The 21,755-nt window shown below is 59.0% G+C and carries 17 protein-coding genes and 3 pseudogenes; 10 read left to right on the top strand and 10 right to left on the bottom strand.

Going from position 1 to position 21,755, the window contains the following annotated elements; genetic code table 11:
- Positions 1-118: 118 nt before the first annotated feature.
- Entirely contained in the window at positions 119-1,006 is an 888-nt protein-coding gene (gene cdhC / locus ACWKWE_RS25050; RefSeq protein ID WP_166595694.1) for a 3-dehydrocarnitine:acetyl-CoA trimethylamine transferase CdhC, read from the bottom strand.
- Positions 1,007-1,342: 336 nt separating this feature from the next.
- Between cdhC and ACWKWE_RS25055 the strand changes: the two genes are divergently transcribed.
- Positions 1,343-2,302 (top strand): GlxA family transcriptional regulator, encoded by a 960-nt coding sequence (locus ACWKWE_RS25055; RefSeq protein WP_483852016.1) that lies wholly within the window; start codon positions 1,343-1,345, stop codon positions 2,300-2,302.
- Positions 2,303-2,374: 72 nt separating this feature from the next.
- On the opposite strand, the gene ACWKWE_RS25060 is transcribed toward ACWKWE_RS25055, so the two are convergent.
- Positions 2,375-2,797, bottom strand: a complete 423-nt coding sequence (locus ACWKWE_RS25060; RefSeq protein WP_166595692.1) for a DUF3010 family protein — start codon at positions 2,795-2,797, stop codon at positions 2,375-2,377.
- A 48-nt stretch (positions 2,798-2,845) separates the two neighbouring features.
- Complete coding sequence (locus ACWKWE_RS25065) at positions 2,846-3,250, bottom strand: lysozyme inhibitor LprI family protein (RefSeq protein ID WP_166595691.1); 405 nt, start codon at positions 3,248-3,250, stop codon at positions 2,846-2,848.
- Between the two features lie 228 nt (positions 3,251-3,478).
- Between ACWKWE_RS25065 and ACWKWE_RS25070 the strand changes: the two genes are divergently transcribed.
- From ACWKWE_RS25070 to etfB, 6 genes are all read left to right on the top strand, one after another.
- Entirely contained in the window at positions 3,479-4,456 is a 978-nt protein-coding gene (locus tag ACWKWE_RS25070; RefSeq protein ID WP_166595690.1) for a dipeptidase, read from the top strand.
- Between the two features lie 74 nt (positions 4,457-4,530).
- Entirely contained in the window at positions 4,531-5,061 is a 531-nt protein-coding gene (locus tag ACWKWE_RS25075) for a DUF5943 domain-containing protein (RefSeq protein ID WP_166595689.1), read from the top strand.
- A gap of 15 nt (positions 5,062-5,076) precedes the next feature.
- Entirely contained in the window at positions 5,077-7,137 is a 2,061-nt protein-coding gene (gene dgcA / locus ACWKWE_RS25080; RefSeq protein WP_166595688.1) for a dimethylglycine demethylation protein DgcA, read from the top strand.
- 112 nt (positions 7,138-7,249) lie between these two features.
- A complete protein-coding gene (gene dgcB, locus ACWKWE_RS25085; RefSeq protein ID WP_483852017.1) occupies positions 7,250-9,196 on the top strand; it encodes a dimethylglycine demethylation protein DgcB in 1,947 nt (648 codons plus the stop codon).
- Positions 9,196-10,416: an electron transfer flavoprotein subunit alpha gene (gene etfA / locus ACWKWE_RS25090; RefSeq protein ID WP_483852018.1), complete on the top strand. Its 1,221-nt coding sequence runs from the start codon at positions 9,196-9,198 to the stop codon at positions 10,414-10,416. The genes dgcB and etfA overlap by 1 nt, the downstream gene beginning before the upstream one ends.
- Positions 10,406-11,209 carry an electron transfer flavoprotein subunit beta gene (gene etfB, locus ACWKWE_RS25095; protein ID WP_483852019.1) on the top strand — a complete coding sequence of 268 codons (804 nt, stop codon included), beginning with the start codon at positions 10,406-10,408 and terminating at the stop codon, positions 11,207-11,209. The genes etfA and etfB overlap by 11 nt, the downstream gene beginning before the upstream one ends.
- A gap of 48 nt (positions 11,210-11,257) precedes the next feature.
- Here etfB and ACWKWE_RS25100 read toward each other — a convergent pair whose 3' ends face one another.
- On the bottom strand, positions 11,258-11,773 hold the full coding sequence (locus ACWKWE_RS25100) for a hypothetical protein (RefSeq protein ID WP_483852020.1): 516 nt from the start codon (positions 11,771-11,773) through the stop codon (positions 11,258-11,260).
- Positions 11,774-12,804: 1,031 nt separating this feature from the next.
- On the bottom strand, positions 12,805-14,103 hold the full coding sequence (gbcA, locus tag ACWKWE_RS25105; RefSeq protein WP_166595684.1) for a glycine-betaine demethylase subunit GbcA: 1,299 nt from the start codon (positions 14,101-14,103) through the stop codon (positions 12,805-12,807).
- 331 nt (positions 14,104-14,434) lie between these two features.
- Here gbcA and gbcB point away from each other — a divergent pair, with 331 nt between their 5' ends.
- On the top strand, positions 14,435-15,535 hold the full coding sequence (gene gbcB, locus ACWKWE_RS25110) for a glycine-betaine demethylase subunit GbcB (RefSeq protein ID WP_166595683.1): 1,101 nt from the start codon (positions 14,435-14,437) through the stop codon (positions 15,533-15,535).
- Positions 15,536-16,148: 613 nt separating this feature from the next.
- Here the strand turns inward: gbcB and ACWKWE_RS25115 are convergent.
- From ACWKWE_RS25115 to ACWKWE_RS25130, 4 genes and pseudogenes are all read right to left on the bottom strand, one after another.
- Positions 16,149-17,234 (bottom strand): annotated as a pseudogene (locus ACWKWE_RS25115) (methyl-accepting chemotaxis protein); the annotation flags it as partial.
- Positions 17,235-17,774, bottom strand: a pseudogene (locus ACWKWE_RS25120) (MCP four helix bundle domain-containing protein); the annotation flags it as partial.
- 217 nt (positions 17,775-17,991) lie between these two features.
- Entirely contained in the window at positions 17,992-18,864 is an 873-nt protein-coding gene (locus tag ACWKWE_RS25125; RefSeq protein WP_444860670.1) for a methyl-accepting chemotaxis protein, read from the bottom strand.
- A pseudogene (locus tag ACWKWE_RS25130) lies at positions 18,847-19,617 on the bottom strand (MCP four helix bundle domain-containing protein); the annotation flags it as partial. The gene ACWKWE_RS25125 and the pseudogene ACWKWE_RS25130, both read right to left, overlap by 18 nt.
- A gap of 321 nt (positions 19,618-19,938) precedes the next feature.
- Here ACWKWE_RS25130 and ACWKWE_RS25135 point away from each other — a divergent pair.
- A complete protein-coding gene (locus ACWKWE_RS25135; RefSeq protein ID WP_166595680.1) occupies positions 19,939-20,172 on the top strand; it encodes a hypothetical protein in 234 nt (77 codons plus the stop codon).
- Positions 20,169-20,471 (top strand): cell division protein ZapA, encoded by a 303-nt coding sequence (locus ACWKWE_RS25140; RefSeq protein ID WP_166595679.1) that lies wholly within the window; start codon positions 20,169-20,171, stop codon positions 20,469-20,471. The genes ACWKWE_RS25135 and ACWKWE_RS25140 overlap by 4 nt, the downstream gene beginning before the upstream one ends.
- Positions 20,472-20,625: 154 nt before the next feature.
- On the opposite strand, the gene ACWKWE_RS25145 is transcribed toward ACWKWE_RS25140, so the two are convergent.
- Positions 20,626-21,666, bottom strand: coding sequence for a threonine aldolase family protein (locus ACWKWE_RS25145; RefSeq protein ID WP_166595678.1), 1,041 nt, complete (start codon positions 21,664-21,666; stop codon positions 20,626-20,628).
- Between the last annotated feature and the right edge of the window lie 89 nt (positions 21,667-21,755).

The following is a 21,755-nucleotide window of genomic DNA, read 5'->3' on the forward strand; positions in this document are numbered from 1 at the left end:
ATCAACTGTGGGAGCGAATTCATTCGCGAAGGGGCGATTCAGCCAATACGTCGCCATCGGATGTACTGGCGTCTCGCGAATGAATTCGCTCCCACAGGGAGATAGATGAAACTCGGAGTCAGAAGCGCTTCTTCAGGCCCATCTTCACGCGGCCTTCAGCCGGGGTCATGACCCGAGCACCCATGCGGCTGAGGATTTCGCTGGCGCGTTCGACCAGTGCGCCGTTGCTCGCCAGCACGCCCTTATCCAGCCAGATGTTGTCTTCCAGACCGACCCGCACGTTGCCGCCCAGCAGCACCGCTTGCGCCGCCATTGGCATCTGCATGCGTCCGATCCCGAAACCGGCCCAGACCACGTCCGCTGGCAGGTTGTCGACCATGGCCTTCATTGTGGTGGTGTCCGCCGGGGCGCCCCACGGGATGCCCAGGCACAGCTGGAACAGCGGGTTGTCGAGCAGGCCTTCTTTCATCATTTGCTTGGCGAACCAGAGATGGCCGGTGTCGAAGATTTCCAGCTCGGCCTTCACGCCCAGTTCCTGAATGCGTTTAGCACCTGCACGCAGTTGCGCGGGAGTGGACACATAAATGGTGTCGCCGTCGCCGAAGTTCAGGGTGCCGCAGTCCAGCGTGCAGATTTCTGGCAGCAGCGCTTCGACGTGGGCCAGACGGGCCAGCGGGCCGACGAGGTCAGTGTTCGGGCCGAAATCGGTGGGACGCTCGCCCGGGCCGATTTCCAGGTCGCCACCCATGCCTGCGGTCAGGTTGACGATGATGTCGATGTCCGCTTCACGGATGCGGTCCATGGTCTCGCGGTACAGCTCGACGTCACGACTGAACTTGCCGGTCTGCGGATCACGCACATGGCAATGCACGACGGTCGCACCTGCTTTAGCGGCCTCGACGGCGGCTGCAGCGATCTGTTTCGGGGTGATCGGGACCAGATGGCTTTTCCCGGTCGTGTCGCCAGCACCGGTGAGTGCGCAGGTGATGATGACGTCGTGATTCATGAGTGAGGTTCCTTGCAGGCCAGGGTCGTGTGAGGCGCAGGCTTTTTAGCACCTGCTTTTGAGGTGCAAAGCTACGCAGCCCAAGGCCCCTCAAAACGCACAGCGGCGACAAGCTCTTGCACGGGAGCGACCTGTGTTATTGCCTCGGTGTCTGAACAGGCGTATCTGGTATAAGCACGATCCCTGTAGGCCTTCGCTTGCTCGCGATAGCGATTCTCCGGACACATGTCAGTTGGCTGATACGCCGCTATCGCGAGCAAGCGAAGGCCTACAGGTTACGTGTCGTTTGCCAGATATTTTGCAGCCCCCGCCAAATCCCCAAGGAACGCGCCAACGATGTCCCAGGATTTCTATTTTCTGCTCATGCCCGGTTTCTCCATGATGGGCTTCGTCTCGGCGCTGGAGCCTCTGCGCGTGGCCAACCGGTTTGGGGGCGAGTTGTATCGGTGGCATGTGCTGAGCGCCGACGGCGGGCCGGTGATCGCCAGCAACGGCATGTCGGTGAACGCCGACGCCGCGCTGGAGCCGCTTAAAAAGGGCGCGACGTTGTGCGTCATGGCCAGTGTGGACCCGCTGAAGTGTTACACCTCAACGCTGGAGCACTGGCTGCGACGCCTCGATCTGGAAGGTGTGACGCTGGGAGCCATCGACACCGGCAGTTTCGTACTGGCCGAAGCGGACCTGTTGGACGGCTACCGTTTGACCCTGCATTGGGAAGCGCTCGACGCCTTCAAGGAAACTTATCCGAAGGTGCAAGCGACCCAGGAACTCTTCGAAATCGACCGCCGCCGCATCAGCTCGGCAGGCGGTACGGCCTCCATCGACCTGATGCTCGACCTCATCGGCCAGGCCCACGGCCCGGATCTGGCGATCAAGGTGTCAGAACAGTTCGTGCTGGGCCGCATCCGCCAGCGCAAAGACCACCAACGCATGCAGATCGCCACGCGCTACGGCATCAACAATAAGAAACTGGTGCAGGTGATTGGCGTGATGGAGCAGCACACCGAGCCGCCGCTGAGCACGCTGGAATTGGCCGAAGGCATTCAGGTGACACGCCGCCAACTGGAGCGGCTGTTTCGTCTGCATCTGAATGACACGCCAAGCAACTTTTACCTCGGCCTGCGCCTTGAGAAGGCCCGACAGTTGCTGCGGCAGAGCGACATGAGCGTGCTGGAAGTCAGCATTGCCTGCGGGTTTGAGTCGCCGTCGTATTTCACCCGCAGTTACAAGGCGCGGTATGTGTTGTGCCCGAGGGAGGATCGTGGGCGGGTGGCGCGGGAGCCCAAGGTCGTTTGACTCTGAATTATGGTCAATTATGGCCGCGGGTATAATTTATACCCGCGGCCATAATTGACCATAAATCCCGAATCACTTCCCGCCTTTCATCAACGCCGAACACGCCGCTTTGTACGCCTCATGCTGATATTTATTCAGTCCTGCAGGCAGTTCGAAGTTGTGCTTTTTCATCTGCGCGTTGATGGTCTGGGGCGACAACAGCACGACGTCGCAGTCATCCAGCAGCTGAAAAATCGTTTCGATCTTGAATGTGGTCGGGCCACCTGCGAATTCGCCTTTTTTGCTGCGCTTTTTGATGGCGATGTGGGTGATGGCGTTTTCGTGAATGAAGGTCGAGATTTGACGCCCGAACGCTTTGACGTTGGCGGCTTCGTCATCGTCTTCCAGGGCGATCTTTTTGGTTGCCAGTGGCAGATGTTCAGGCGCGCCGGAGGCGCGAGTGGCGACAGCGAAAATGGCTTCGCTGCCTTTGATTTCTACGCCGCAGATATTCATGTGCTGACCTTGAGTCTGTAAAAGGCGTCAGGGTAGCGCATTCGAACGTCATTCAGACTGGGCGATGCTTTCCAGATACTCAGACCGCTCGTCGCTCGTGCGCGCCAGGCAGTCGTTCTGGCCGATGTTGAATTCTTTGGTGCCAGGCTTGGCAGGGAAGACTTCCACGGCGCAGTCGGCGTCGCGCAGTTTTTTCCAGGCATCCTGGGCGGTTTTCAGCTTGGCGATGAATTCGTTGGCCTGTGCTTTGTTGGCGCCGAACTGGGTATTCACGCGCTCTTGCAGGTTGTCGAAGTTTTCGTCCAGCAGTTTCACCGCCGTGTCGCGGCTGTACACGGAGCATTCCAGGGTCTGTTTGTCCTCGTCCACGCCGTCGCAAGGGGTGGCGTCCGGATTTGCCGCTGCATGTGCGCCTGTCGCGAATAGAGCCAGAGCCAGAAAAATCGTCTTCATTGGGGTTTCCCGATTCAGTGATGTCGGGAATTCTCGCCCAACCCGGCGGCAAAGAACAGTTATCAAACGCAGGCGGCAGATGCATGCGGTCGCCCTTTGTCGTTTCTTGACGCTTTCGGCAATTCCCCTGTCGTTTTTGCACCCGGCTCGTCCGACCCTCAGGCATATGCTGGCCCCAAAGCGCCGGCAGACGTTTCGGCGCGTGATTAACCTAGAGGGGACAGCCTGATGAGCCCAGCCGAATTGCACGCAGACAGCATCGTTATTGACGGTCTGATCATTGCCAAATGGAACCGTGAGCTGTTTGAAGACATGCGTAAAGGTGGCCTGACCATGGCCAACTGCACAGTGTCGGTGTGGGAAGGCTTCAAGCAGACTGTCGACAGCATCGCTGCCAGCCAGAAGCTGATCCGCGAGAACAGCGACCTGGTCATCCAGGTGCGCAACACCGCTGACATCCGCAAGGCGAAAGAGCTGGGCAAGACCGGCATCCTGTTCGGCTTCCAGAACGCCCACGCGTTCGAAGACCAGATCGGCTACGTCGAGATCTTCAAGCAGCTGGGCGTGGGCATCGTGCAGATGTGCTACAACACCCAGAATCTCGTCGGCACCGGTTGCTACGAGCGCGACGGCGGCCTGTCGGGCTTCGGGCGTGAAATCGTCGCGGAAATGAACCGCGTCGGCATCATGTGCGACCTGTCCCACGTCGGCTCCAAGACCTCCGAAGAAGTCATCCTCGAATCGAAGAAGCCAGTGACCTATTCCCACTGCCTGCCTTCGGGTCTGAAAGAACACCCTCGCAACAAATCCGACGCCGAACTGAAGTTCATCGCTGACCACGGCGGCTTTGTCGGCGTGACCATGTTCGCGCCGTTCCTGGCCAAGGGCATCGATTCGACCATCGACGACTACGCCGAAGCCATCGAATACGTGATGAACATTGTGGGCGAAGACGCCATCGGTATCGGCACTGACTTCACCCAGGGTCACGGTCAGGAATTCTTCGAATACCTGACCCACGACAAGGGCTACGCCCGTCGTCTGACCAACTTCGGCAAGATCATCAACCCGCTGGGTATCCGTACCGTCGGCGAGTTCCCGAACCTGACCGAAACCCTGCTCAAACGCGGCCATTCGGAGCGCGTTGTACGCAAGATCATGGGCGAGAACTGGGTTCGTATCCTGGGCGATGTCTGGGGCGAGTAACCCTTTCTACTGAATTCCTCCCTCTCCCGTTCGCGGAGAGGGCATCCAACAAAATTTTCTGGAGTTAAGTTTCCATGGCCAAGATCGCCCCGCAATTGCCAATCGAAGTCGACAGCGAGACCGGTGTCTGGACCTCCGACGCCCTGCCAATGCTGTACGTGCCGCGTCACTTCTTCGTGAACAACCACATGGGCATCGAGGAAGTGCTGGGCGCTGAAGCCTACGCCGAGATTCTGTACAAAGCCGGTTACAAGTCCGCCTGGCACTGGTGCGAAAAAGAAGCCGAATGCCACGGCATCGAAGGCGTCGCGGTGTTTGAACACTACATGAACCGCCTGTCGCAGCGTGGCTGGGGCCTGTTCAAGATCCAGGAAATCGACCTGGATAAAGGCACCTGCAGCGTCAAGCTGGAGCACTCGGCGTTCGTGTACGTCTACGGCAAGGTCGGTCGCAAGGTCGATTACATGTTCACAGGCTGGTTCGCCGGCGCCATGGACCAGATTCTCGCTGCCAAAGGCAGTTCCGTTCGCACTGTAGCCGAGCAGGTTTACGGCGGATCGGAAGAGGGCCACGAAGATGGCCTGTTCGTCGTAAAACCGTTGTAAGCCGAGGACCGTGAGATGGCTTTCGAAGCAATGTTTCAGCCGATTCAAATCGGCAAACTGACAATCCGCAACCGCGTCCTCAGTACCGCGCACGCCGAGGTTTATGCCACCGATGGCGGCATGACCACCGACCGTTACGTGAAGTATTACGAGGAGAAAGCCAAAGGCGGCATCGGCCTGGCCATTTGTGGCGGCTCTTCCAGCGTGGCGATCGACAGCCCGCAAAGCTGGTGGAAGTCGGTCAACCTGGCCACTGACAAGATCATTCCGCACTTCCAAAACCTCGCGGACGCCATGCACAAGCACGGCGCCAAGATCATGATCCAGATTACCCACATGGGCCGTCGCTCCCGTTGGGACGGCGACCATTGGCCGACGCTGATGTCGCCATCGGGTATCCGCGAGCCTGTTCACCGCGCGACCTGCAAGACCATCGAGCCGGAAGAAATCTGGCGCGTGATCGGCAACTACGCCAGCGCTGCAGCCCGCGCCAAGGCCGGTGGCCTGGACGGCGTTGAACTGTCGGCCGTGCACCAGCACATGATCGACCAATTCTGGAGCCCGCGCGTCAACAAGCGTACGGACGAGTGGGGCGGCAGCTTCGAAAACCGCATGCGCTTCGGTCTGGAAGTGATCAAGGCTGTGCGTAAGGAAGTCGGTCCTGACTTCTGCGTGGGCCTGCGTATCTGCGGCGACGAGTTCCACCCGGACGGTCTCAGCCATGAAGACATGAAAGAGATCGCCAAGTATTACGACCAGACCGGCATGATCGACTTCATCGGTGTGGTGGGTTCGGGGTGCGATACGCACAACACCCTGGCCAACGTTATCCCCAACATGAGTTATCCACCGGAGCCGTTCCTGCACCTGGCGGCCGGTATCAAGGAAGTGGTCAAGGCCCCGGTTCTGCACGCCCAGAACATCAAGGACCCGAACCAAGCCACGCGTATTCTGGAAGGCGGTTACGTTGACATGGTCGGCATGACCCGCGCGCACATCGCCGACCCACACCTGATCACCAAGATCAAGATGGGCCAGGTGGACCAAATTCGTCAGTGCGTTGGTGCCAACTACTGCATCGACCGCCAGTATCAGGGTCTAGATGTGCTGTGCATCCAGAACGCCGCGACCTCCCGCGAATACATGGGTGTGCCGCACATCATCGAGAAAACCACCGGCGTGAAACGCAAAGTGGTGATCGTCGGTGCCGGTCCTGCCGGGATGGAAGCAGCGCGTGTGTCGGCCGAGCGTGGCCACGACGTGACCCTGTTCGAGAAGAAGGACGCCATTGGCGGCCAGATCACCACGGCGTCGAAAGCGCCGCAGCGTGATCAGATCGCCGGTATCACCCGCTGGTATCAGCTGGAACTGGCGCGTCTGAAGGTCGATCTGCGTCTGGGCACCGCGGCCGATGTCGCCACCATTCGCGACCTGCGTCCGGATGTGGTGGTGCTGGCAGTGGGCGGTCACCCGTTCATCGAGCAGAACGAGCATTGGGGCGCGGCTGAAGGCCTGGTGGTCAGCAGCTGGGACGTGCTGGACGGCAAGGTTGCGCCGGCCAAGAACGTGCTGGTCTACGACACCATCTGTGAATTCACCGGGATGTCGGTTGCCGACTTCATGGCCGACAAAGGCAGTCAGGTCGAGATCGTCACCGACGACATCAAGCCGGGCGTGGCCATGGGCGGTACGTCGTTCCCCACGTACTACCGCAGCATGTACCCGAAAGAAATCATCATGACCGGCGACATGATGCTGGAGAAGGTCTACCGCGAAGGCGACAAGCTGGTGGCGGTGCTGGAGAACGAATACACCGGCGCCAAAGAGGAGCGGGTGATCGACCAGGTGGTGATCGAGAACGGCGTGCGTCCTGACGAAGAGCTGTACTACGGCCTCAAGGAAGATTCGCGCAACAAGGGTCAGATCGACATCGACGCACTGTTCGCGATCCAGCCTCAGCCGTTGTTGAGCCAGGCGGGTGATGGCTATCTGCTGTACCGCATCGGTGACTGCGTGGCGCAGCGTAATACCCATGCCGCCATCTATGACGCGCTCCGGCTTTGTAAGGATTTTTGACGGCATAGCTGCGAGCTTTGAGCTGCAAGCTTCAAGTTAAAAGCGCTGCGTTCACCGTTGCTCTTTCTTGCAGCTTGCAGCTTGTGGCTTGCACCTCGCAGAGGTGAGTCTGATGTTGAGTACCCTTCTTCCAATCCTGCTGTTCGCCGCCTTGGGCCTTGGTGTCCTCGGCGCCTTGCGGCGGGTGGCCATGTGGCGCAACGGGCGTGCGTCCAAGGTCGATCTGCTGGGCGGCCTGCTGGCCATGCCCAAGCGCTACATGGTCGATCTGCACCACGTGGTCGCGCGGGACAAATACATCGCCAACACCCACGTCGCCACGGCGGGCGGCGCGGTGGCGTCGATCATTCTGGCGATTCTGGTCCACGGTTTCGGCCTGCATAACCGCATTCTCGGTTACGCGCTGCTACTGATGACGGCGGTGATGTTCGTCGGCGCGATCTTCGTTTATATGCGTCGCCGCAACCCGCCTAGCCGCCTGTCGAAAGGCCCGTGGATGCGCCTGCCGAAAAGCTTGCTGGCGTTCTCTGGCTCGTTCTTTCTGGTGACCTTGCCGGTCGCGGGCATCCTCCCGGAAAACTTCGGTGGCTGGCTGCTGGCAATCATCCTGGGGATCGGCGTGCTGTGGGGCGTTTCCGAATTGTTCTTCGGCATGACCTGGGGCGGCCCGATGAAGCATGCCTTCGCCGGTGCGCTGCACCTGGCGTGGCACCGTCGCGCCGAGCGCTTTGGCGGTGGTCGTTCGACCGGCCTGAAACCGCTGGACCTGGCCGACCCGACCGCGCCGCTGGGCGTGGAAAAACCCCAGGATTTCACCTGGAACCAACTGCTGGGCTTCGACGCCTGCGTGCAGTGCGGTAAGTGCGAAGCAGCGTGCCCTGCGTTCGCCGCTGGCCAGCCGCTGAACCCGAAAAAGCTGATTCAGGACATGGTCGTCGGTCTGGCGGGCGGCACTGACGCAAACTTCGCAGGCAGCCCTTATCCAGGCAAAGCAATCGGCGAACACAAAGGCAACCCGCATCAACCCATCGTCAACGGTCTGGTCGATGCCGAAACCCTGTGGTCATGCACCACCTGCCGCGCCTGCGTGGAAGAGTGCCCGATGATGATCGAGCACGTGGACGCCATCGTCGACATGCGCCGCCACCTGACCCTGGAAAAAGGCGCGACCCCGAACAAGGGTGCCGAAGTCTTGGAAAACCTCATCGCCACCGACAACCCGGGCGGTTTTGCGCCGGGCGGCCGGATGAACTGGGCGGCTGACCTGAACCTCAGCCTGATGAGCGACAAGAAGACCACTGACGTGCTGTTCTGGGTCGGTGATGGCGCGTTCGACATGCGCAACCAGCGTACGCTGCGCGCCTTCGTCAAAGTCCTGAAAGCGGCGAAAGTCGACTTTGCAGTACTGGGCCTGGAAGAGCGCGACAGCGGTGACGTGGCCCGTCGTCTGGGTGACGAAGCGACCTTCCAGATGCTCGCCAAACGCAACATTCAGACGCTGTCGAAATACAGCTTCAAACGCATCGTCACCTGCGATCCGCACAGTTTCCACGTGCTGAAAAACGAGTACGGCGCCTTCGACGGCAACTACCTCGTGCAGCACCACAGCACCTACATGGCCGAGCTGATCGGCGGTGGCGCGCTGAATCTGGGCCAGCACAAAGGCTCCAGCGTGACCTATCACGACCCGTGCTACCTGGGACGATACAACGGCGAGTACGAAGCGCCGCGCGACGTGCTCAAGGCGCTGGGTATTGAGGTCAAGGAAATGCAGCGCTCCGGTTTCCGCTCCCGTTGCTGCGGCGGCGGTGGCGGCGCGCCGATCACCGACATTCCGGGCAAACAGCGGATACCCGACATGCGCATGGAAGACATCCGCGAAACCGGCGCCGAACTGGTGGCCGTGGGTTGCCCACAGTGCACCGCGATGCTGGAAGGTGTGGTCGAACCACGCCCGATGATCAAGGACATCGCCGAACTGGTGGCCGACGCGCTGCTCGAAGACGCTGCACCGGTCAAACCGGCACCGACCAAACGTGAACCTGCGGAGGCGCATTGATGAGCGACATTATCCGCCGCGACCCTCGTGCCGAGTGGATCGCTCGCAACCGCTTGCACCCGCTGCACGCCGCCATGCAACCGGCGCAGTCCAGCTGGATGGGACCGAACGGTATCATCCGCAAAAACCTGCATGGCATTGGTTTCATTGGCCCCAACGGCATCAAGCGCATCGACCGCAGTGGCGCACAGCAGGGCGGGACCACGAAGCGTTCGGCTTCCGTTGAAGTGCAATTGCCGCTGCATCAAGTGGCTGATCCGGCGTTTTTCATTGCGGTCGTTCCTGACATGGTCGGCGGTCGCCTGAGCAGCCACGACCGCGACCTGCTGGGCCTGGCCCACAGCCTGGCGGGCAAGGACGGTGCAGTATTGGCGGTCGTCTTCGGTGAGCACAAAGAAAGCGCATTCGATACGGCGGGCGTTGACCGTCTGTTGGTATTGGAAGGCACGGAATTCGCCGGTTACTCACCGGAGCAGCGCGTGCAAGGTTTGCGGGCTGTGGATAACCAGTTCGACCCACGCCACTGGCTGCTGCCTGATAGCCGCACCGGTGGTGGCGAGTTGGGCCGTCGTTTTGCCGCCAGCTTGGGTGAACGCCCGGCCACGCGTGTCTGGCAGATCAAGGATCAACAGGCTACAGGCCGCGCTGGCGCTGGCCGTGAAGATATTTCGCGTGCAGTTTCTCGCCTCATCCTGGCCGCCGCCGAGTGCGCCGAACCGGTCAGCGAGACCCGCCACGAAGCCCTGCCGGTCGAGTTGTCCACAACCATCGCCCGCAGCCTACCGCGCATCGAAGACCTCGGCGCGGTGGCGGTTGACCCTGCACTTATCCCCATGGCCGAAGCGGAATTCATTTTCTCTGGCGGCAATGGCGTGAAAGATTGGGGGCTGTTCCACCGTACTGCTGCTGCGCTGGGCGCCACCGAAGGCGCCTCCCGCGTGGCGGTGGACGATGGCTTCATGACCCGCGATCGCCAGGTCGGCGCATCGGGCACCTGGGTCACGGCCCGGGTTTACGTGGCTGTGGGTATCTCAGGTGCGATCCAGCACTTACAAGGCATCGGCGCGTGCGACAAAGTCGTGGCGATCAACCTTGATCCAACCTGCGACATGATCAAACGTGCTGATTTGTCAGTGATTGGCGAAAGCGCTGAAATCCTCAACGCGCTCATCGAAGCCGTCGAGGCCTACCGGAACGAGGCGAAACGCGATGCAGCCTGACAAAAAACTGCCTGTGGATAAAGCCGCCTTGCACGTCATCAGCCTCGTTTCCATTGGCGCGCACCCGACCTCGGGGCGTCCACGCCGCGCCGAACAGGATGCCCGTGCGGTTGAGCTGGGCCTCCAACTGGCTGGGGATAACTTGCACGTGCTGCACGCCGGCAATGCCGAAGAGCCCGCATTGCGTGCTTACCTCGGCATGGGCCTGAAAGAACTGCACGTCCTCGACCAGCCTCAAGGTGCCGATGCGCTGCCGGGGCTGGCCGATTACGTCCGCGAATCCGGCGTACAGCTGGTGCTGGCGGGCACTCAAGCCGAAACCGGCGAAGGCTCCGGCATGCTGCCCTACCTGCTCGCCGAAAAGCTCGGCTGGCCACTGGTGGTGGGGATGGCTGAAGTGGAGTCCATCAGCAACGGCAGCGCTCAGGTGCTCCAGGCGTTGCCACGGGGTCAGCGTCGCCGCCTGAAGGTTCGTCTGCCGTTTCTCGCCACTGTGGATAACGCCGCGCCGAAACCGCGTCAAAGTGCCTACGGCCCGGCACAACGCGGCACGCTGGACGTGGAAGACATTGAAGTCACCATCGACGAGTTATTCACAGGCGCCGAACTGACCCCGGCCAAACCTCGGCCGAAACGCTTGAAAGTGATCAAGGCGAAGAGCGGAGCGGACCGGATGAAAGCGGCGACGGCAAAAGCCAGCGGCGGCGGCGGGCAAGTGCTTAAAGGCGTAAGCCCCCAGGAAGGCGCTGCGGCGATTTTGAAGCTGTTGGTAGAGGAAGGAGTGGTGCGTTAAGGGCTCTCTCTTCTCACGCAAAAGGCGCCTGTTTGGCGCTTTTTGTGTTTAGAGTTGCAGATCATCCACGGCAACTGTCGGCCCGCTGGACACGATATCGACGATGGTCACATCGAAAACCTTCTCTATCACGTGGCGAGGGCCTTGCTTGAGGCTCCAGGTGAAGAACACCAGACATCCGATCAAGAGGGTGAACGCTCCAGACCCCAAAACGCTCTGTGATGCACCTTTCCAGAATCCTGGTCTGGCCGAGCGGATCTCATTGCTGGCTTTCTCTGAATAAAATTGTCGGAGCCCGTCCACTTCGGAGGCTAGCGACGCCTCGGAAAACGCCTTTACAAGCTTTGCGGCTTGGGTGCGGTAGTTTTCCAGCTGGCAAGGCCCGTTGCTGATGTCGTGGAATGGAACAAGATCTTCGTCCTCTGGATCGGTGCCGTTCTTGTCTTTGAAAGCTTGAATGAACTCAATTTTTTGGCGCTTATAGGCGGCATAAGCCAATTGTCCAAGAATGTCGTCTTCGTCGGCGACCAGCGCGTTGAAAATGTGGTTGTAGCGCGCGTTCATTACGCTTGGGTCCCTTGTCTAAGCTTTCGAGAAGCCGCCCGGAATGCTTCGCTAAGTTCCTCGGTAGTCTTCGGCCTGAAGTTGAAGATTCCTGTCAGCTCCGCAGGCAGTGCGAAAGAGGTTCCTTGTTTACGCTGGGATAGCCGGCGATTCGCTTCGAGAATTACTTTGGGAGAAAAGGGAGTCCATTCGTACATGGGTGAATTCCTCTAGGTTTGCTGTATCGGCAGTCTATGGAATGTGAAGTCATTTGACTGTCAGACGCTTCCGATTCTTGCGCCCTCCAACCTGTCCACATACCCACAATCCCTGTTAACCCACCTGTGGATAAACTGTTCAGCCATTTCTGCAGGCCTTGTATTGCGTGGCTTACAAGTCGAAGGTTAAAAATTAACCGACCTATCTCGCGGTGTTTAAACGGTTTTTTCTCCACAGCCAACTCGAAATTGCGCGCAGTTCTGCCCACATTCTTTGTGCGTGTCTATGTGGATAAGATGTTCGCTATTCTCTACGGGCCCTATAAAACGGGGCTTTAAAGCAATTGTGCAAATATTGATCAATCCGACGTTTCTCTGACGATTAAGCTTTTCAGTTCTCTGGATCTCAGCAGTTAATACTCTTTTCCACAGTCATGAGCTTATTGCGCGAAGTTGCGCACAATCTCTGTTGGCGATTCTGTGGATAAGGTGTTCGCGACCCTCTGTGAGCCATATATTCCGTGCCCTTCGGAGGTTTGATCAAAATATAATCAGCCATGTCTCATTCCCGCCAGGTTAAATAAGTCACGGTTTTTCCTGGTTTTTTGCACAGACGAGATTTGACTTCCCCACAATTGCTGTGGGTTTTGCTGTGGATAAGTTGTTTGCGGATGCTGGAGAGGTGCAGCGGGATGGGTATAACCGAGCTTTGGTGTTTTTTTGATCAAATAAAGCCTGAAGATTCCACCAGGACGTGTAGCAGTCCGGCTTGCTGGCGGAAGCGAGTTGGAAATCGCCACCGCCAGCAAGCGGTGTTGCTATAGGACCACCGGTTTACTCGTGATTAACCGCCACACCCTTCAAATAAGGCGCAGGCTCTGCGCCCATGTTTTCCAGCAGCTTGGCGCTGTACCAGTCGATGAAGTTGACCACGCCGAACTCGTAGGTTTGCGAGTACGGACCTGGCTGGTAGGCGACGGAGTTGATGCCGCGCTGGTTTTCTTCCGCCAGACGACGGTCCTGGTCGTTGGTGGCGTCCCAGACTTCACGCAGGCGCGCGACGTCGTAGTCCACGCCTTCGACGGCGTCTTTGTGCACCAGCCATTTGGTGGTGACCATGGTTTCCTGTGCGCTCAGTGGCCATACGGTGAACACGATGACGTGATCGCCCATGCAGTGGTTCCACGAGTGCGGCAGGTGCAGGATGCGCATCGAGCCCAGATCCGGGTTCTTGATGCGGCCCATGAGTTTCTTGCTGCCTTGCTGGCCGTCCATGGTCATGGACACGGTGCCTTTGAGCAGCGGCATACGCACGATGCGGTTACGCAGGCCGAAGCTCTTGTGCAGGTAAGGGATCTTCTCGGCTTCCCACGCAGCAGCGGATTCAGCGACGTGATCCTTGAATTTCTGGTCGGCGCGCGGATCGTTGGTGTCGTCCCACTCCAGCAGGGTGTTCAACAGCTCAGGGTGCGAACCGCTGCAGTGGTAACACTCGCGGTTGTTTTCCAGCACCAGCTTCCAGTTGGCTTTCTCGATCAAGGTGGTTTGCACCGCCACCTTGGTGTTCTCCATGTCGTACGGTTCCATGTAGTGATTCAGCGTCTGCAGGAACTCGTCGATGGCCGGCGGGTTTTGCGCCAGGCTGATGAAGATGTAGCCGCCGGACACTTTGCAGTGCACAGGCTTGAGGCTGAACTTCTGCATGTCGAAGTCGGCGCCCATTTCGGTGCCCGCATACAGCAGGCGGCCGTCGAGCTCGTAGGTCCACTGGTGGTACGGGCACACCAGTTTGGCGACCTTGCCTTTCTCTTTGGTGCACAGACGCGAGCCGCGGTGGCGGCAGACGTTGTGGAACGCGGCGACGGTGCCGTCAGGCTTGCGCACGACCAGAATCGGGTTCTTGCCGATTTCCAGCGTCAGGAAGTTACCTTTGGCCGGAATCTCGCTGGTCATGCCCGCGATCAGCCATTCCTTTTGAAAGATTTCCTGCATGTCGATTTCAAACAGCCGCTCATCGCTGTAGAAAGGCTGCGGCAGCGAGTAAGTGCGCTCGCGGGTCTGCAGCATTTCGGCGGTTGCCTTGCGTGCGGGTTCCAGCGGATCGCCCAGGCTCAGAGTTGCGGTGACGTCCATCTTTCAAGTCCTCAGGTCGCGGTTTCAGCGGCCTACGAATGTGGCTAATACGGTTGTGTTGTGTGTCTGGCACGCGAGGCGACGGTCTTGGAAGTCGCTCATGTTTATTAGGTAAAAAATCTGTATTCGATTGACGGCGAGTGTGTAGCCGGTCGCGACACGAACCTTATCCATGGGCGACATGGCCGAATCCGTTTCCGACTACGCAGCCCCTATAGATCGGGGCTGGTCGCCATAAGTATGTGAATGTCGCTGATAGGTAAATAGGCGGCTCGTGCGTTACGCAGAATCGCCACCATAAGAGGCCGACAGTCGGCCGTGGAGAGTGAGTATGTCCCAGAGTTTCCTCAGCCCGGTTACCACGCAGACCTGGGCCAATGGCCGCCACCTTGTGCGCGTCGTCAAAGTGATCCAGGAAACCTGGGACGTTCGCACTTTTTGCTTCATGGCCGACCAGCCGATCCTGTTCTTTTTCAAGCCGGGCCAGTTCGTCACCCTGGAGCTGGAAATCGACGGCGTGCCGACCATGCGCTCCTACACCATTTCCAGCTCGCCCTCGGTGCCGTACAGCTTCTCGATCACCATCAAGCGAGTGCCGGGCGGCAAGGTTTCGAACTGGCTTCACGACACCCTGCATGAAGGCCAGGAGCTCGCGGTTCACGGGCCTGTCGGGCTGTTCAACGCCATCGACTTCCCGAACCCGAAGATTTTGTACCTCAGCGGCGGCGTCGGCATCACGCCGGTCATGTCCATGGCGCGCTGGTATTACGACACCAACGCCAACGTCGACATGGTGTTCGTTCACAGCTCCCGTTCGCCAAAAGACATCATCTACCACCGCGAACTTGAGCAGATGGCGTCGCGTATCAATAACTTCTCGCTGCACATCGTCTGTGAGAAGCACGGTCTCGGCGAACCATGGGCCGGTTATCGCGGCTACCTGAACCAAAAGATGCTGGAGCTGATGGCGCCGGACTTCATGGAACGTGAAGTCTTCTGCTGCGGCCCGACCCCTTACATGAACGCCGTCAAGCGCCTGCTGGAAGCCAACGGCTTCAACATGGCCCAGTACCACGAGGAATCCTTCGGAGCGACGCCGCCCGAAGCCCGCGCCGACGCCGTGGAACACGCCGAACAGGCCGCCGACGCGCCGGAAATCGATATTGCCGAACTGCACCAGGTCGAGTTCACCGACACCGGCAAGAGCATCCGCGTGGCGCCAGGCGAAACCGTTCACGCCGCCGCTGCCAAGCTGGGCCTGATGATCCCGAAAGCCTGCGGTATGGGCATCTGCGGGACCTGCAAGGTGATGAAGCTGAGCGGCGAAGTCGAGATGGAACACAACGGCGGCATTACCGACGACGACGTGGAAGAAGGCTACATCCTGTCGTGCTGCAGCATTCCGAAAGGGGATGTGCGGATCGAGTATTGATGAAATAGGTAGCAGCACGGCTTGTCGGCGGTGGCGATTTCGAATGCGCTACCGCCGGCAAGCCGGACTGATACAGGCTTTAGCGAACCAGACTGACCTACATCCACTGTTCCTGAGCTGCCCAACCCTCAGGGATTCCCATTGCCCTCAGTCTTGAGGCGTCTTGTTTTCGCAGCATTGTGATCGCTTTGGTTTTCCAGTGACTCTCAGGGCTGATCAGGCGGGTAAGGTGCGCGAGCATGGTCAGCACCACGTAAAGCCGCTGTGATGGCTGAGGTTGGCTATGTTGAGACCTCGCTATCTTCCAACTTTTAGGGAGCGACGGGCGATGTGCAGGCCGCGCTTTTTCAGTAGTTCCAATTGCTGATCGACGCTGAGGGCGGGTTTGACGAATGGCCTCATGCCACTTTTCTCCAGGCAAAAAAAACCCGCGCGATTTGAGCGTGCTGACCGGGTCAACCTAGGCTTGGCGGGTGTGTTGCGCTGGATCATAGGGACCTCAGGAACGCGGTCAACGTTGAGGTTTCAGCAAAGTGTAACGGGTGGTTTCTCCAGTTTCAGAGGGCGGGAATGTCGCGATGAGCAGCATTCCCTTTCTGGATCTGGAACCCATTTACACCCTGAACCGCGCCACCATCCCGTTCAAATCAACCGCCAGTCGCGACAGTTCGTTGCTGGCTGCGCTGGTCTGGCTGGCGCCGGTGGTGGATTGCGCAGAGAGGTCGCGGATGTTGACCAGGTTGCGGTCCACTTCTCGCGCCACTTGGGCCTGTTCTTCGGCGGCGCTGGCGATCACCAGGTTGCGTTCGTTGATCTCGACCACCGCGGTGTTAATGGTGTCCAGCGCAACGCCTGCGCCTTTGGCGATGTTCAGCGTCGATTCAGCGCGTTCGGTACTGCTGCGCATCGAGTCGACCGCTTTTTCGGTGCCGCCCTGAATACTGCCGATCATGCGTTCGATTTCGCTGGTCGATTGCTGGGTACGGTGGGCGAGGGCGCGCACTTCGTCGGCCACGACGGCAAAACCACGGCCGGCTTCACCGGCACGTGCGGCTTCGATGGCGGCGTTGAGGGCGAGGAGGTTGGTCTGGTCGGCCAGGCCACGAATGACGTCCAACACCTTGCCGATGTCGCGGGATTGCTCGGCGAGGTTGCCGATCAGGGTGGCAGTGCTTTGCACATCTCCGCTCATGCGTTCGATGGCGCTGACGGTTTCCTGCACCAGATCGCGGCCGTCGCTGGCCGAGGTGGTGGCGTTTTTCGATGCTTCGGAGGTGCTGACGGCGTTGCGGGCCACTTCTTCGACGGCGCTGGTCATCTCGTTGACAGCGGTCGCGGCCTGTTCGATCTCGTTGTTTTGCTGGGAAAGGCCACGGGCGCTTTCGTCGGTGACGGCGTTCAGCTCTTCAGCGGCAGACGCCAGTTGAGTCGCGGAACCGGAAATGCGTTGCAGTGTGTCGCGCAGCTTCGATTGCATTTTCAGCATGGCCGTCAACAAGCGACCCGCTTCGTCCGAACCGTCCGCGACAATCGTTGACGTCAGGTCGCCCTCGGCGATTTCTTCGGCGGCCTTGAGCGCAGCACCTATCGGGCGAGTGATGCTGTTGGTCAGCAGCCAGGCGAACAGCAACGTCAGGACCGTCGCAAGGATCAGCAACCCGACCACCATATTGAACGCCATGTTGTATTGCTCGCCCGCAGAGGCGTTGGCGGCGTCAGACTCTTTGCTGTTGATCTCCACCAGCTTCGACAGAACGGCATTCATCTTGTCGGAGTTTTCCTGCAAGTCGACGTTCAACAGCCGGGCGAGTTCTTCCGTTTTTCCGTCTTGGCTGAGGGCGCGCATGCGGTCTTCGAGCTGACGGTACTGGATCAGCAGCTGCTTGAATTCGGCATAGTTGGTTTTTTCGTCCGCGGTCGTCGGCAGCTTTTCATAAACAGCTTGGGCAATACCCATTTGCTGGAAGCGGGATGTCATGGCGTCGAGGGTCTTCTGTTGAACTGCCGGGTCACGGTTGACCAGCAGCCGGAAAGACAGGACGCGTAAGCGCACGCTGGTGTCGATCATCTTGTCCAGGCTGCGAATGCTCGGCACGGTGTTCTTTGCGATTTCGTTGCCTTCAGAGCGAATCTTGCTCATCTGCGTCAACGAGAAGATGCCGAGAAACAACATCAGGGCGCCTATCAGGGCAAAACTGAAAAACGCGCGTGGAGCGATGTTCATGTTGCGCAGTGACATAACCGATCATCCGAGAAATGGGCGCAGACCTGCGCCCTGGCCGTTTTTAAACGAGTCTGGTTACTGCCTATCGGTCGTAAATCCGGGGCCTTGAGCGGATTTGCATTATTTTGAAATAAATAGCTTGCTGTCGATCCGAAGGTTTTCAAACCAGCAGGGACGAAAAAAAGGGGAATACGCATAGGCGCATTCCCCTTTTTTCATTGCTGTCAGCGGCTTACAGGCGGAAGCGGGCGACCATGCCGTTCAGGTCCACGGCCAGACGCGACAGTTCGTTGCTCGCTGCGCTGGTCTGGTTGGCGCCCGTGGCCGATTGGGTCGACAGATCGCGAATGTTGACCAGATTGCGGTCCACCTCGCGAGCCACTTGAGCCTGTTCTTCGGCGGCGCTGGCGATTACCAGATTACGTTCGTTGATTTCCACCACCGCACCGTTAATGGTGTCCAGCGCAACGCCTGCGCCTTTTGCGATGTTCAACGTCGATTCGGCGCGTTCGGTGCTGCTGCGCATCGAGTTGACGGCCTCCTCGGTCCCGCCCTGAATGCTGCCGATCATGCGTTCGATTTCGCTGGTCGATTGCTGGGTGCGGTGGGCGAGGGCGCGCACTTCGTCGGCCACGACGGCAAAGCCACGGCCGGCTTCGCCCGCACGTGCAGCTTCAATGGCGGCGTTGAGGGCCAGCAGGTTGGTCTGGTCGGCGAGACCCCGAATCACGTCCAGGACCTTGCCGATGTCGCGGGATTGCTCGGCGAGGTTGCCGATCAGGGTGGCAGTGCTTTGCACATCTCCGCTCATGCGTTCGATGGCGCTGACGGTTTCCTGCACCAGATCGCGGCCGTCGCTGGCCGAGGTGGTGGCGTTTTTCGATGCTTCGGAGGTGCTGACGGCGTTGCGGGCCACTTCTTCGACGGCGCTGGTCATCTCGTTGACAGCGGTCGCGGCCTGTTCGATCTCGTTGTTTTGCTGGGAAAGGCCACGGGCGCTTTCGTCGGTGACGGCGTTCAGCTCTTCAGCGGCAGACGCCAGTTGAGTCGCGGAGCCGGAAATGCGTTGCAGTGTGTCGCGCAGCTTCGATTGCATTTTCAGCATGGCCGCCAGCAGACGACCGGCTTCGTCATTCCCGTCTACCTGAATGGTGCGGGTCAGATCACCCTCGGCGATTTCCTCCGCCGCTTTCAGCGCAGAGGAGATTGGGCGAGTGATGCTGTTCGTCAGCAGCCAAGCGAACAGCAGCGTCAGCAGAGTGGCAATGATCAACAGCGTGACCACCATCGTGAAGGCCGTCGAATACTGGTTCGAGGCGTCTTTGTTGGTGTCGTTGAGCTGCTGGGTGTTGATTTCCACCAGCTTGCTCAAGACCACGTTCATCTGGTCCGAGTTGGTTTGCAGGTCGTTGTTAAGCAAAGCCGTCAGCTCGTCCAGCTTGTTAGCGCTGCTCAACGATTTCATGCGGTCTTCGAGCTGGCGATAGTCGCCCAGCAGTTTCACGTATTGATCGTACGTCGCCTGCTCTTCAGGGGCGGAGATCAATTTCACATAAACGGCGCGTGCTTCTTCGATCTGCCGGTTACGGGTGGCCAGCAGGTCGAGCGTCTTTTGCTGGGTATCGGCTTCGCGGTTGAGCATCAGACGATAGGACAGGACGCGTAGACGAACGCTGGCCTCGGTCAGCTTATCCAGCGCCTTGATGCTGGGCATGCTGTTGGTGGCCATGACTTCAGTGGCGTCGTTGATCTTGCTCATCTGCGCGAGCGCGAAGATGCCAAGCACCAGCATCAGCAAGCCGATGATGGAGAAGCCGAGAAAAGCACGGGGCGCGATGTTCATGTTGCGAAGGGACATGACTGTTCCTGAATTAGGGCGCGATCCATGCGAAACAAAGGGGAGGTACGAAAAGGAATACTTGCTTATCGGTCAGGCATGCCAAGACTTGAACTGGTTGGTCCATAGTGCGCGCATCTGTCGCAGGCAGGTCGATCTGACGAACAGCAGGAACAAGAGGGGGAAAACGCAGTCAATCAGGTCCGTTATGCGTTTGCGGAATTGAAGCGGTATCTGTGCTTTTTGTGTCGGTGTTGTGGCGTGAATGCCCTGATTTCACTGGTAGCTGAAGTGACTTTTCTTTATCGTACGCGCCCTTTGAAATTTGCCTGAGAAATCAAAATGTTGGAAGCATCTCTAAGCCAGTTGGAAAAACTCGTCGGTGATCTGGTTCAGCAGAATCAGACGCTGCAGAACACGAATGTTCAGCTCGCCGAAGAATTGAAACAAGCCAGGGATGACAACGACAGTTTGCAGTTGAGTCTGCTGGAGCAGGAAGAGAAGCAGGGCGCCACGGCCGCCCGTATTCAGGCGTTGGTTGATCGCGCCACCAGCGCAAGTGCGGTCGGCGCATGATCCTTGACCGCGACACCACCAAGGTCATTTCCATTCTCGGCAACGATTACACGATCAAAGCGCCTGAAGGTCAGGAACAGACGCTGATGGATGCCGTGGTCATGCTCAAGTCGGCCCTGTCCGAGACCAAGCGCAGTTATCCGACGCTGATCGGTGATCGCCTCTTGGTGCTGGCGGCGCTGAACCTGTGTTCGAAGCAGATCGAACTCAAGCAGCAACACGCCGAAGCGCTGAGCCGCTATGAAGACAAGGTCAGTGCGACGGTCGAGGTGATTGAGAAGGTGATTGCGCAGGGGTGAATGCTTCTGCAGAGATTGATCGGTCTGATTGCAGTGATTCCTTGTGGGAGCGAATTCATTCGCGATTGGTAGGTACGTCCGACACATTGATGTCGGCTGTACCCTTTATCGCGAATGAATTCGCTCCCACAGTTATACGGCGCCGTTTCTCGGATCAGGCCCCCATCACCAGACGGATATCCGCGGCCAGCTCGCGCACGCGGGCCTCTTCGGTGTCCCACGAGCACATGAAGCGCGCGCCGCCGCTGCCGATGAAGGTGTAGAACCGCCAGCCCTTGGCGGTCAGTGCGGCAATGGCTGCCTCCGACAGTTGCAGGAATACGCCGTTGGCCTGCACCGGGAACATCAGCTCAACGCCCGGAATGTCCTTGACCAGGTCGGCCAGCAATTGCGCACAGGCGTTGGCGTGGCGAGCGTGTTTGAGCCACGCATCGTTTTCCAGCAGGCCCACCCAAGGAGCCGACAGAAAACGCATTTTCGACGCCAGTTGCCCTGCCTGCTTGCAGCGATAGTCGAAGTCTTCTGCCAGCTTGTGGTTGAAGAACAGAATCGCCTCACCCACTGCCATGCCGTTCTTGGTGCCGCCGAAGCACAGCACGTCGATGCCCGCTTTCCAGGTCAGCTCAGCCGGTGAGCAGCCCAGAAATGCGCAGGCGTTGGCGAAACGGGCGCCGTCCATGTGCAGGTTCAGGCCCAGTTCCTTGCAGGTGTCGCTGATGGCTTTCAGCTCTTCGGGCAGGTAGACGCTGCCGACTTCGGTTGCCTGAGTCAGCGTCACGACACGCGGTTTCGGATAGTGGATGTCGGCGCGCTTGAGCGCGACTTCACGAATCGACGCGGGCGTCAGCTTGCCGTTCTCGCTGCGAGCGGTGAGCAGCTTCGAGCCGTTGGAAAAGAACTCCGGCGCGCCACACTCGTCGGTTTCGACGTGGGCGGTTTCGGAGCAGATGACGCTGTGGTAGCTCTGGCATAACGACGACAGCGCCAAGGAGTTGGCTGCCGTGCCGTTGAAGGCGAAAAACACTTCGCAGTCGGTTTCGAACAACTGGCGGAATTGATCGGCCGCGCGCGCTGTCCATTGGTCGTCGCCGTAGGCACGCTGGTGGCCATGGTTGGCTTGCTCCATGGCCGCCCACGCTTCCGGGCAGATTCCCGAATAGTTGTCGCTGGCAAACTGCTGGCTTTGGTCTGACATGGCCGGTTCCCTGTAATCGAAGGTTGCGACTGTAACCAGATTTCAATGCAGAGGTCATGCATTCTTGCGTCAGAACATTCAGTAAAACG

This window comes from Pseudomonas salicis (assembly GCF_057128705.1).